General features: G+C 60.7%; 8 protein-coding genes. 2 read left to right on the plus strand and 6 right to left on the minus strand.

The features are described 5' to 3' along the window. Positions 1–185: 185 nt before the first annotated feature. Together C7S18_RS18305 and C7S18_RS18310 are read left to right on the plus strand one after the other, a co-directional pair. Positions 186–2,909: a hypothetical protein gene (locus C7S18_RS18305; RefSeq protein ID WP_170113347.1), complete on the plus strand. Its 2,724-nt coding sequence runs from the start codon at positions 186–188 to the stop codon at positions 2,907–2,909. 283 nt (positions 2,910–3,192) lie between these two features. After that, on the plus strand, positions 3,193–3,471 hold the full coding sequence (locus C7S18_RS18310) for a hypothetical protein (protein WP_106892926.1): 279 nt from the start codon (positions 3,193–3,195) through the stop codon (positions 3,469–3,471). Between the two features lie 607 nt (positions 3,472–4,078). Here the strand turns inward: C7S18_RS18310 and C7S18_RS18315 are convergent. The 6 genes from C7S18_RS18315 to C7S18_RS18340 form a co-directional block, all read right to left on the minus strand. Continuing rightward, positions 4,079–4,543: a hypothetical protein gene (locus tag C7S18_RS18315; protein WP_146151998.1), complete on the minus strand. Its 465-nt coding sequence runs from the start codon at positions 4,541–4,543 to the stop codon at positions 4,079–4,081. A gap of 288 nt (positions 4,544–4,831) precedes the next feature. Next, positions 4,832–7,330: a serine/threonine-protein kinase gene (locus C7S18_RS18320; RefSeq protein ID WP_170113348.1), complete on the minus strand. Its 2,499-nt coding sequence runs from the start codon at positions 7,328–7,330 to the stop codon at positions 4,832–4,834. After that, entirely contained in the window at positions 7,330–7,896 is a 567-nt protein-coding gene (locus tag C7S18_RS18325; protein WP_106892929.1) for an ECF-type sigma factor, read from the minus strand. Before C7S18_RS18325 ends, C7S18_RS18320 begins: the two co-directional genes overlap by 1 nt. 194 nt (positions 7,897–8,090) lie before the next feature. Continuing rightward, a complete protein-coding gene (locus tag C7S18_RS18330; protein WP_106892930.1) occupies positions 8,091–10,454 on the minus strand; it encodes a tetratricopeptide repeat protein in 2,364 nt (787 codons plus the stop codon). Positions 10,455–10,459: 5 nt separating this feature from the next. Then, positions 10,460–11,023, minus strand: coding sequence for an ECF-type sigma factor (locus tag C7S18_RS18335; RefSeq protein ID WP_106892931.1), 564 nt, complete (start codon positions 11,021–11,023; stop codon positions 10,460–10,462). Between the two features lie 9 nt (positions 11,024–11,032). Then, positions 11,033–13,000 carry a M48 family metallopeptidase gene (locus C7S18_RS18340; protein ID WP_106892932.1) on the minus strand — a complete coding sequence of 656 codons (1,968 nt, stop codon included), beginning with the start codon at positions 12,998–13,000 and terminating at the stop codon, positions 11,033–11,035. Positions 13,001–13,044 lie beyond the last annotated feature (44 nt).

The raw sequence follows: 13,044 nt of genomic DNA on the forward strand, positions 1-13,044 counted from the left end.
GCCTTCTGACACGATGCTGACCGCAAGCGCTGAGCGTCCTTGCTAGCACCGACGCGCGACTGAGACTGAACGGACCTCGACCGACCGACGGGGTGTGCGCGCCGAGAGTATCCGCACGTTCTGCTTGGCGGGATTCAATGCGAGTCCGGGTTCTCTCAGATCAGAACCCTTCTGGAGCACACCCCATGCATGGTATCCGTTTCCTTGAGCGCCTATCGTTGGCGCTCGTTCTGACCATTGGCTGCAGCCAAGTTGGCGCCCAGAGCATCAATCAGCTGACCGACCTCAATACCGGGCCCAATGGTTCGGAGTTCGGCTCCCTAGGCACGGAAGCGGTCTTCTTTGACGGGCGGCATGTCTTTGCCGCAACCGACCGCGTCCATGGACTCGAACTGTGGGTGACCGACGGAACCGCGCCGAACACGCGCATGCTGGTCGACCTTTGCCCCGGCCAATGTTCGGGCAACCCCAATAATCTGTATGTTGAAGGGAGCAATCTGTTTTTTGCCGGTGACGACGGCAAGACCGGGTCTGAACTGTGGCGATTGCCGGCGGGTAGCGATGTGCCCGTGCAAGTGAGCGATCTGAACGCTGGCGCCGAAGGATCATCCCCCGCCCGGTTTTCCCGAATCAGCTTTGTCGTGAACAGCAGCGTGGTAACTCGCACGTTCTTCACGGCCACTCGAAATGACGTCGGCCGCGAACTGTGGCGACTGAATGCAGGTGGCAGCCCGACCGCAACTTTGGAGTTCGATATCAACCCTGGGGGTGGGTCGAGCAGCATCGGCAAGTTTGGTGTTGCCAACTCGCAAGCAGCATTCACGGCGGCACCAGATGGCAGCACGCGCGAATTCCTGTTGTTGAATTACAGCACCACGACGGCGGTACCGACTTCGATCACCAGTGTTGGTGGCTTTGGCCTCAGCAGCCAACGCCGACTCACGGAAGAATTGCTGACTTTGGGTGCGAAGTCCTACTTGCTGGTCTCCGATTCGGCCACGCTGGATAGTGAACTCTATGCCAGTGACGGCACCACCGCCGGCACGGTCCGTCTGTTCACAGCGGATCAGATCACGCAACTAACGTTGCAGGTAACGCTGAACCGGGTGTTCGGCGCCGCCCGCAATGGCAGCGCCACGTCGCTGTTGGTCAGCGACGGCACGACCGGGGGCACCAGCGTGATTGGCACCGCTGGAATCGCCCCATCGGCCATGGTGCCTCTCAGCAACCGGCTCTTCTTCTTCGCGAACTCGGCCAGCAATGGCCGGGAGTTGTTCAGCAGCGACGGCACGACCGCTGGCACGGGGCTGTTCAAGGACCTGGTTGCTGGCGGCGGCGCCGTCGCCACGGTTATTGGCCGACGGAGCAGCAATGGCTTACGCGCGTATTTTGGATTTGGTGATCAGCTCTGGATAACCGATGGAACGGTCGCGAACACCATCGAAGTTTCGGGGAGCGCCATCTCGGGCAGCGGTGGGTTGATCGCGGCCATCCTGCCGACCACAGGGCAGTCGGCCTTGATTGGTTTCGCGAACCAGGCATTTACGGCTGGCGAGCCGTTTTTCACCAGCGGTACCGCCGTCAGCACCGTCGCACTGGGCAATCTCGCGAGCGAGGTGGGCGACAGTTTTCCGACACCCATCAGTGTCGACAATGGTCGCCTGATCTTTGTCGCCTCGGTGCAAAACCAGACAAGCAACGGCCGAAGCATGCCGATTCTTGGTGGCACAATCGAGTCGCTCGGCAGCTTTTCAGGATCGCAAAGTGGCGTGCATTTCGGTAAGCGCTGGTTGCGCGCAAGCAGCGGCGCGACACTGACGAACGGTTTGCCGAGTGGCACGACGTCGCTGACCGGATTCAACGGCGAACTGTTTGATCCGGACTGCATCATCGAGCGCGGTGGGCTCGTGCATTTCATCGCGACGGCCAGCGGTGGCGCCAGTGCCTACGAAATCTGGCAGAGCGACGGCACCCAAGCCGGCACATTGCCGGTCACATCGCTGTCGACAACGGAAAATAGCGTGTTGAGTATCTGCGCCTCCAATTTCCGCACGTTGGTTGGTTTGGGTGACGCGATCTATTTCGTCGGCGCCTTGAGCAGCGCTTCTGGTTTGGAGCTCCTTAAGCTGTCTGGCCAAAATCAGGTCAGCCAAGTCGCGGAAATCCGTTCGGGAAGCACCAGCGCTGATATTCGCGACATGATGGCGCTCAACAACCGCTTCGTGTTCACGGCCAACGATGGCATCTTCGGCAACGAACTCTGGGCCAGCGACGGCACCGGCCAGGGCACCGAGCGCCTGACCGACATAAGCCCGGGCAGCACTGGCAGCAACATCACGCTGCTCGCTCGTATCGGCCAGCGGATCGTGTTTTCGGCTCGAAACTCAACGCTCGGTAACGAACTCTATGTCACCGACGGCACCGTTTCCGGGACGACGCTCGTCAGAGATCTGTTTGTCGGTTCCGGCAGTGGCCTTGGCACAAGCTTGCCGGTCCGCACCGTCAGTGACAACGAACTGTATTTTGTTGGACTGAGCAGCAGCGAGCCAAACTGCCGGCTGTTCCGGACCAACGGCACGATTGCTGGCACGCGCTGCGCATACGATTCCGGCGCGCTCAATCTTGGCCCAATCATGCGACTTGCGAGCACCAGCCAAGGCGCGCTGGTATTCGCCAGCAAACGCCCCGGTTCGAGTGAGGGCGAAGAACTGCACGTCATGTTTCAAGGGCAACTGGTCAACCTGCCAGGACTCGATCTGAACCCTGGCGCCGCGGGCAGCATGCCAGGTGATTTGCTGGCTGCTGGAGCGTCAGTGGTGTTTACTGCCGACAATGGCACATCCGGCACCGAGCTCTTCAGGCTCGACTTGCCCGACTTGGCACTGATATTCAAAAGCGGCTTCGAGTAGATGGCCGCCGGAGCTTGGGTCTGTTTATCCGTATCAGACCCGCGCACCTCTCGGCCCGGGACACTTGCGTTGGCGGGGATGGATCAATCCAATCCGAACTTTCGGATCGACACGACCATCCCGAGCCAACCGCAGCTAGAACCCACGACGCTTTGGGGAAATTCGAGACGCGCGCTGCCAGGTTCGCGCACATCGTGATCGAGTTTTTGAACACACGGCGAGTTGATGACAGTCGGCCAGGTTTCGCTTGCCGACAACACCCATCACCCCCTGAGAGGTATTCATGAAAAATCTGATTCGTTCAACGTTCTTGCTGGCGGCTCTTGCATTCGGCGGCTCGGCTCTGGCCCAGTGGAACAACGGCACCGAAGAACCGCCTGCTAATCCGACACCAGGCACGACGTGGGTACAAACCATTCGCGACTGTGGTGTCGCCTCCTGCATTGTCGAACGGTATTACTTCCGATATGCCATCTCCGGAGACCCCTTTAACGCCATTGGTTATTGGGACTTGTACTACTTCGACATGCAGATCGTTCCGAGAAATCCCGTCGAAAAGTAAGGACTCGACGCGCGGTCGCCTGGTGCCACCGCGCCGTTTCTTATCACCAACGCTCGGGGTTCGTGCACGAACCCCGATTGCTATTGCTAACGCGCAAATTAAGGCCTGCTGTCCGACGCGACGCGACAACCTGTTCTTAGGATTCCGGTCGATCAGATGCAGCCGTTGGCAACTTCGGGCGGGCTCAGATTTGAGGCGGGCCATCACAGCCCTGCTGGAGGCCTATGCAGAAAAGCATCGCGTCTTGTTGATTGCGGCCGACGATCTACCGGACTCGGCGAAGGCTTAAGGAGCCTCTGAACAAGTTCAGAGGCGATGCGGGCCATGGATGGCCCGCCCAGAATCAAGCACGCAAGTGCTTGATTCTGGGGTGCTGAGTCCGGACACGTGCCGGACTCAGCGCGGGTCTGAAAGTCCAGGATGGACTTATTCAGACCCTCCTGAATGGTGCTGATCGGACTAGCTCCCATCTTTCTTGATTGCCAGGCCATTGCAAAACCGGAACCAAAGCAACGGGGCCATCCATGGCCCACCTTGTTCAATCAACTGCTGACACATGTCTGCGATGCGCCGGGCGTGTGAACCACCGCGGCAGCATCTTGCCGAATCACTGATTGTCCCAGCAGGCAAACATGGCAGTCGCGGTTGAGGTCTGCCCGTAGGGGTGCACAACCGTGACCGAGACCTCGCCACCGCGACCCACGCAGTTTCCGATCAAGAACTCGCCAGAGCTTGAGTAGCCGGGCGCCACACCACTGATCGCTGTGAAGTAGTACTGGTAGCCGATCCAGTCCGACTGCGGCCATGCTTCACACTGCACAACGTGACCGAATGCTTCGCAGTTTAGCTCGGCCTGCGGCATCTCCCAGGGTAATGGACAGTAGTAGCTATTGCTCGTCCGTGGACACGCCTTGGCAAAGCTGACCACGCGATCGCCCGGACAGATTCGAATGTTGTTCATGTCCGAGAAGTCGCAAGTTGGCGGGCTCTCCTGAGTTGTGGCTGGGGCGGTACCGCTGAACATCAGCAGTGAACTGCCCAAAATGATGGTCGAACTGATCATTGATTTCATTGAATCGCTCCGATTGTGTTCAAGCAAGCGTCGTCACATCACGGCGGCGACGCGGGTGGTTTTCAATATTCCGCTTATGTTTTTCATGAGCCTTCAGCAAACTGAACTCCTTTGGCAGGAGCGCCCTTGGTGCCATATCCCGGCGGGATTCCAGTTGGTTGCACCATTGACGGCTCTGCCCAAAATACGATTTGCACTCCGGCAAGGGATCCACTCGTCATAAGGCAAAATAGTCGATCACGCGCCGCCTCGGACGCGGCAACAATCGCTACGAATGGTCTGTTTGGACTACTTTTGGGGCCAACGCTGCAGCCACGCGCGAGCACGCTCGCATGATGCGGATGTTGATGCGGTTTCCTGACATTGCTGCAACTCTGGCAGCGCGGCGATAACGCTCAACACGGCACGTCGATTGATTTCATCCGACATTTCAAGCGCTTCGGTGCCCCCGCTGAAAGTCAGCACATCGAAAGCATCGGCGCTACGACCTTGGCGGACCAAAAAGTGTGCATAGTAAAGGCGGAAGTATAAATTGCTGGCTTGGTGCTGCCCCGGCTGACGCTCGGATTCACGAATGGCTGCCTTGAACTGCGCTTCGGCGTCCGCATCTCGACTGCCCTGCGCTTCTAGGGCCAGCGCCAAATTGAAGCGAGCGCGGTTCGTATTGATATGGCTCGGGCCGAGGGCACGTTCACTGGCATGCAGTGAGTTCTCATAGGCAATCAGCGCCGCATCCTGCTGCTTCACAACCTCCAGCGAGCGGCCCAAAGCGTTGAAGACAAACGCGGCTTCTGCCGAGTCGTGTCCGAAAACTCGCGTCACGTCTTGGACGATCGTCTCGGCTTCCCGTAACGACTCCTGGAGTAGGCCGGCACGGCGCAGCGCTCCAATCATCCGGAGCCGGGTTCGCGTGATCTGGGGGTGATCGGCAGGCAACGACTGTTGCTGCCAGCGCAGGGTATCCTGATAAACACTCAGCGAACCTGTCCAATCTTCGGCGACAGCGAGCGCATCGGCCAGCATGAATCGGATTGAGTTCGCGACCTCCTGCTCAGGCCCCAACTCCTGGATTTCGGCCAGAGCAGTGCGCAGTAGGATGATGCCATCGTCGGCTTGGCCTCGGCTGGCAAGCAGTTTGCCGCGTAACGCGCGCCACTTTGGACCGGGATCTGCGACCAATTGACTCGCACGGCTCAACACCTGATCTGCCTCGTCTAACTGATCATGGTTCATCAGCGCGCGACTCTGACCGAGCATGAGGCGCAACCGAACGCCGGGTTCTGCCTCAGCCACGACGGCGGCTCTGTCGGCGCGACGATAAAGATTGGCCGCGGACGCTGCACGCCCGAGCGACAGATTCACGTGGGCAATTGATTCCGCCAGGGTTGCCATCAGCCCCGCTTGATCATTGGGGATTGCGTCCAGGCGTTTCTCTGCAGAGTCCAGAATTTGCCTGGCGCTGATCTCGGCCCCCGAGGTGCGAATCGGATCAGCCGCAGCGAATGCGTCTTCCAATACCGACAACGCTTCCTGGGAGCGGTCGCGCTCTGCGCGCAACGCCTGATTCTGCTGCCAGAGCATGACCGCACCCAATGCCAAAGCGAGAACCGATGCGCTTGCCGTGGTCACGGCGACCAGATTTCGGGCTGCGAACTTGCTGAATCGGTACCAGGTGTGACCGTGGCGCGCGAGCACGGGCATGCCTTGCAACCACCGCTCAAGATCATCATCGAACTGCGAGACTGATTCGTAGCGCTCAGAAGCCACCTTGCGCAGGCATTTCAGCACAATGCCATCCAGGTCACCCTGCAACTGGCGACGCAATGTCCGAGCGGCGGCGTCCCGACCCGCGACGTGAGCACTCGGCGCCGGGGCAGCGACTTCGGTGACCAGTCGCTCCACCTGCCCATAGCTGAGTTTGCTGAAGTCGAACGGTGTGCTGTGCGTGAGCAGCTCGAACAGCAGCACGCCCAATGCATAGACGTCCGAGCTGACGTGGATCTGACCGCCACGCAATTGCTCCGGCGCGGCGTATCGTGGCGAAAAGTAGCGATTCGCAGTCCCGGTTTGAATGGCCCAATCGTCGCGCAGTTCCCCGCCGAGTGGCTTCGCTATGCCGAAATCGAGCAGCTTGGGCAGACCATCCTGGCCAACGAGGATGTTCCCGGGCTTTAGATCGCGGTGCACAATCAAGTTGCGATGTGCGTGCGCGACCGCCTGACAAACGCGCCGAAACAACTCGATACGAGCCCGGACACTCAGCTGATGGCGATCGCAGTACTGATTGATCGGTTCGCCATCGACGTACTCCATGACGAAGTAAGGGGTGCCATCAGGGAGTTCGGCCGCATCAAACAAGCGCGCAATGTATGGATGATCGAGCGTCGCCAGCGTCTGGCGCTCCAACTCGAATCGCTGTCGCGCTTGTGCGTCCAGGAACTCCCGCCGGATCAGCTTGATCGCAACCTGCTGCACCACACTGCCATCGCTGCGCTCAGCCTTGAATACGACACCCATACCGCCCTGGGCCAGTGGTGCCAGAATTCGGAACGCACCGATCTGGTCGCCAGGACGGAGGCTCGTCCCACTCAGGGCTGCCGCCCAGGATGCAAATCCAGTGGTCGCGACTTTTGGTTTGGTGTGCAGGAGTTTGTGGTCTGCGCGCAGGAGTTGCTCGACCGCCGCGCATAAGGCCGGGTCACGCGCTCTCAGTGCATCAAGATAGCTTTCCTGCTCAGCCAATGGCAGGTCCACTGCCGCGGCAAAGACATCTTGCAACGACGTCATCAATCTGCCTCGTTCACACCGAGACGTTGACCAAGCCAGGCCCGGGCGAAGCGCCATTGCCGACCAACTGTGGCCACTGAGCTCCCCATGACGTCAGCGATCTGTTCGGTGCTCAGGCCCGAGAAGAATTTCAGCTCGACGACCCGCGCACACACCGGATCAACCGCCGCAAACTCTTCGAGCGCCTGATCAACGCCGATCCAATCCACTGATTCATCAATGGCGGGCGTATCGCCTTCGGTCAGCTCATCGAGTGCGACAAACGGCAGACCGCCACCGCGTTTGTCTCGATTGCGCAGGCGCAGGTAATCGATGACGACGCGCCGAATCACCGTGGACGCGATGGCGAAAAAGTGCTCGCGGTTCTGCCAATTGACTGCCTGCTGTTCGGTCAGACGCTCATACGCCTCATTGGCGAGTTCGGTCGCCTGCAGGGTCAGTGCACCGGCATTGCGCCGCGCTTGGGAGCGGGCGAGCTCTAGCAACGTCGGGTAAGCGAGGTCCATCAATGCCTGCTCGACCGACCGGTCACCAGTGCGCCAACGTTGCAGCAAGTCGGTAATCATGAGCCCTGTTCTCCAGAGAGCCTCGAATGTTAGCAATTTGGCACTGCATCATGGCGTCTGAACATTACGCCAGTGGTCACGGCTCACCACACCGTGACCTTCGGCCATTCCCGCCAAGCGCGCGCCAAGACAGGCGGAGCGCGCCGCCTGGGCTTTTCTGACCGGCGTATCGGGACCAGCCTCAAGAATCTGGGCTACCGAGCGCCGGAGCGCTCCGCCGCCAACACGTTCAACATGGCGTCAACCTTGGCGACGTTGGCGTGGTCCTGACCGAACACGCGGATGAGGCGGGACCGGGCGGTTTGAAACTGCTGCTCGGCCTCGTCATAGCGACCAAGTTTTTGTAGCGTTTGTGCGAGGCCAACCCGGAACAGTGCCGGCTCGTATCGGTCTTCCGCAAGTGTCTGTTCGGCACGAGCCACGGTCTCTTCAGCCAATGCAAGCGCCGCCGCATAGTCCCCACGTTTTCGCTGCAGACCGGCCAGGTTGTGCGCGAGCACCAGTACATCGAGCGCGTCAGGTCCCGCTACAGCGCGTTCGACCTCCAACGCACGCCGGTAGTACACCTCGGCCTCGTCAAGTTTGTTCTGGAGCGACAGCACAAGACCGAGATTGTTCAAGCTGGTCCGGGTCTGCACATCGCGATCGCCCAAAGTTTTCTCGCGCTCGGCCAGCACTTCGCGAAACAACGCCTCGGCTTCGACCCGCTGACCATTGTCCTGCAAAATGCTGGCCCACTCGTTCAGGATCCGGAGCGTCTCCGGATGATGTCGACCAAAGCGTCGTTCGTACCATTGTGCGATCTGTTCCTCGCGTGTCAGCGCTTCATCGAAATCACCCTTCTGCCGCGCGAGCGTCACCAGAACCTGGGCCGCAAGTTGCGCCGTCGGGGAGTCTTCGCCGTACCGATTCACCGTTGCCCGATAAGAGCGGTTGGCCACATCGGTCGCCACGTCAAAGCGCGCGAGACGCGTGGTCGCATCGGCTTCCAGCGCCAACAGACGCTCTTCCAGCAACGCATCGGCCTCGGTGTTGCCAAGGCGTTCCCGCAGGTCTGCAATGCCAGCCAAGGCGCCATCGCTATTCATGCGGACGATCTGGATCTCGAGGACTTTTAGTGCGAGCTCTTTCTGCAAAGCGCTGTCGGTGCCGAGTCGCTGACGCTCGGCAGCCTCAAGGGCTTTCAGCCCCGCGACTGCCTGTTCGGCATTGCCCAGATGGGAATCAATCGCTTCCGCCGCAGCGCGCAACGACACCAGTTGCTCGATGTCGAATTCCGGGTCGGACTCGGCTCTCGCAATCGCCTCCTCATATTGCTCCCGCGCCCGCGGATAATCGCCGATTCCGGTGTAGGCATCCGCCAGGCTGCTGCGAATGCCGGCCTCAATGGCAGGCTGATCGGCAAAGCGCTGACCGATTCCAACGCGCGCGCGATCGAGCACATCCCGTACGCGTAGATCGCGATCGGGATTGTTGTAGGGGTCAGCCTGGGCGAGCAGGTCGCGGGTCAGGAATTGGTTGATCTGCTCGGCAATGGTTGCTGCTCGCTCCGCCCGATCGTGCTCTTTTTGGAGACGCCAGCTGAACATCGCGACGGTCGTCAACATCGCGACCAAGACGAGCACACTGATAGCAGTACTGATCGGGCGGCGACGGATTGCGCAGTGGGCCGCGTACGCGAGCCCCCGCGACATCGCCTGCACGGGTTGTCGGGCGAGCCACCGCTCCAGATCGGCGCCGAGTTCAGCAACGGCGTGATACCGCTGTTCTGGAGTGTCGGCGCAGGCGCGCGCTTCGATCGCGAGCAGTTCGCGAAGGCGAATGCCCTGTCCAGCCAGAAACGGCGCGCAAAGTTTTGCGAGCAAAAGACCAAGTTGATATTGGTCCGACGCCGGGCCAACCAGACCATCGGCTTTCTGTTCGGGACTCGCCCAACCGGGCGAGTAGGCACGGACCTGCACGCGCTCATCCATCCAGCCGGCGATCCCAAAGTCGAGCAGCCGGACGCGTCCTTCTGCATCCACCAGCACGTTGCTCGGCTTGATGTCACGGTGAATCAACAGGCGCTGGTGCGCATGCGCCACGGCCGCAATTACTTGCAGCAACAGCCGGACACGTGCTTCGAGATCCAAGTGCTCGGCATCTGCATGCCGATCGATTTGGTCGCCTTCAACGAGTTCCATTGCCAACCACGCCCGACCGTCTGGCAAGGTGCCACCATCGAGCAGACGCGCAATGTTCGGGTGATTGAGTTCGGCCAGAATCTGCCGCTCGCGGCGGAACAGTTCAAGATCGCGAACACTGGGATTCGCGGGCACACACTTGATGGCGACCGTCTGCTCGAATTGCCCATCGGCGCGCACGGCACGATACACCTGAGCCATGCCGCCCGCGCCGAGCAGCGCCTTGATCTGCCAGGCTCCAAGGCCCATGTCGACGGGCAGTTCGTCGACACTGCCTGCCTCCGCCACGAGCGATCGAAACAGCGCGCCCTGCCAAAGGGATCGCGATTCGAGCCACGCCAACGGGTCTTGCAGCGGATCTAGCTCTTGGCTCATGCCGCTCACGCCGGACTGGACGTCGATTGCATGATTCTCGCCAGCGCCACGCGCGCATCTGCGTATTGGCGCTGCACCGTGCGCAGCGGGGTTGCCAACGCGTCGGCGGTTTCTTGTTCACTCATGCCCGCAAACACCCGGCATTCGATCACTTGAACCCAGCGCGGTTGCTCCTGCTCCAATCGTTCCAGCGCCGTCGAAATGCTGATCAGGTGTTCGGCTTCGAGGTCGGCGCTGCGCTCGTCATCCGACAACGTCGTCATCACTGCCCCACCGCCGCGTTTCTGTGCCACCCGATCACGCGCATGATTCAGCAGCAGCTGGCGCATCGCACGGGCCGCAAGCGCCATGAAATGTGCGCGATCATGGACCCCTTCGGCACCCGCGCGCGCCAAACGCAGGTAGCAATCGTGCACGAGCGCCGTTGGGTTGAACGTGGCCGAACTCTGTCCGGCCAGAACACTCCGAGCAATCCGCTTCAAATCGTCGTAGATCAGGGCCACAACCTGATTCCAGGCTGACGCATCGCCTTGTCGGGCACGCTCCAGAAGTTTGGTCACTTCGCTCATGCGGCCACCTTAGAAGCTCAGAATCGGTGGCAGCGGGCAATGCAGTGCTGCACAAACGACGCGCAAGAGCTCTGCCTCGGGCACCGACAGCAGCCCATCCTGACTGATGCCGCGGACGAGCGCTTCGATCAGAATCTGCTTGCCCGTGGCATCCAGCCGATCGAGTTTGGCGAGTGCCGCGGCGAGCGGCGCATGCCAGTTGGCAGGCGGCGCATATCGGTGGGCCTCGCCTTGATACACCGTGCTGGCAGCAACCTGGAATGCGCGCTCGGCATCAGCAGCGCGGTCGTGCCCGAATTTGGCCACCAGCGCCAACAAGCACAGCGCTTCCTGCTGACCGTCATGGAGTTTCAGGCGACCCATCGCACGTGCTCGTGCCGGGTCCAGAAAGTCAATCACCTGGGCGCGCAACAAGGCCGCCAGACAGAATTCGTAGGGCGAGACAGTGCCGTCGGCCTTTGCCAACTGGTCGATCAATGCGACGAAGGCATCGAGTTCGGGGCGTGGCCGTCGACGCAGGGACGGGAAGGCCAGATTCGCCAGGGGCAACCGCATCATTGGATGCAGGATGGCGAGTTCGGGCAACAACGCGCGCACGGCTTCGACCACAGCTTGACCGTGCGCCGCGGCGATCGCCCGGAACTGCGGCTGACGATGCTCCGGATCGATCAGCAGCGCCAGGAGCAAAGTCTCGGCCTGCTCGGGCCTTCGCGCAATCTGCTTCAACGAATCGGGCAGGTGCGTATGGAGTTGATCGGCCGCCCGATAGTCGTCTGCTGCGGGATTGCCGACCTGGCCCGCCACCGCCTTTGCCTCGACGCGAACTTGGGCGTGGGCACCGGGCAGGCCCGGCGCCACCGCGCCCCGCAACATGGGTGTTGCCGCCGTCAAGCCGAGAGCACTGTGGCTCGGCGTGGTGGCGTCGAGCGCCAGAACGTCTACCTTGTTGCTCCAATGCTTGTGGATGTCGGCGAACTGACGCGGATCAAACGTCTTGTCGAGTCGCTGAATGCGCTCGAGCAGTGGCGGATGCGTCGCAAACAGACCGCTGAATCCGATGCCATCGCTGAAAAGCATGTGACTGACGTCTTCGGTGTCGGTCGCAGCAAGTTTGGAGCCCTGTTGCAGCCCGCCGACTTTTTTCAGCGCGCCCGCGAGACCATCAGTCTGGCGCGTGAACTGCACGGCTGACGCATCGGCCAAGTATTCGCGAGAACGCGAAATACTCGCTTTGATCATGCGCCCGAAGAACAGACCGACATAGCCGAGGATCATGATGGCAAGCGCGGCCAGCAAGATCGGACCGAGCCCCTTGCTATCACGCGTGTGGCGCATGCCCTCAAGAATCTTGCGGCCAATCAACCCGACCACCAGGATGCCGAACAGCACGCCCATCAAGCGGATGTTCAGACGCATGTCGCCATTCAGGATGTGACTGAATTCGTGCGCAATGACGCCCTGCAGTTCATCACGCGTGAGCTTCTCCAGCGCGCCTTGCGTTACCACGACGGCGGCGTCGGCAGGACTGAATCCCGCCGCGAACGCGTTGATGCCGGGCTCCTGCTCCAGCACATACACCTCGGGCACCGGCACGCCAGAGGCGATCGCCATTTCCTCCACGATGTTACGAAGTCGCCGATGGTGCAGATTCGTGCTGCCGGTGCTGACTTGGGTCGCGCCCATGCTGGCCGCTACAGCCTTGCCACCGGACCGGAGACTGGCCATCTTGCCGAGCGAGCTGATGCCGATGACCATGCCCGTCAGGACCGACGTCAACGCCAGCGCGCCGGGGTGATTGGCAAGGGTGGCCGAGAACGAAAACATTGCCTCGGGCTGGCTCTTCAGGCTCGTGGCAGCAAGTATCAATACCAGCACAACGTCAATGGCGACGATCACTGCAAAGGCGGCCAGCATGAACAGCCAGACCATTCGTCTGGATTGTTTTCGAGCCAGTTCCTGCTGTTCGAAGAAGTTCATCGGCGGCCCGGGAGCGTTTGCCTGAGCCCACCCGGTTTTTGGAG

Source organism: Ahniella affigens, from assembly GCF_003015185.1.
Lineage (GTDB): Bacteria > Pseudomonadota > Gammaproteobacteria > Xanthomonadales > Ahniellaceae > Ahniella > Ahniella affigens.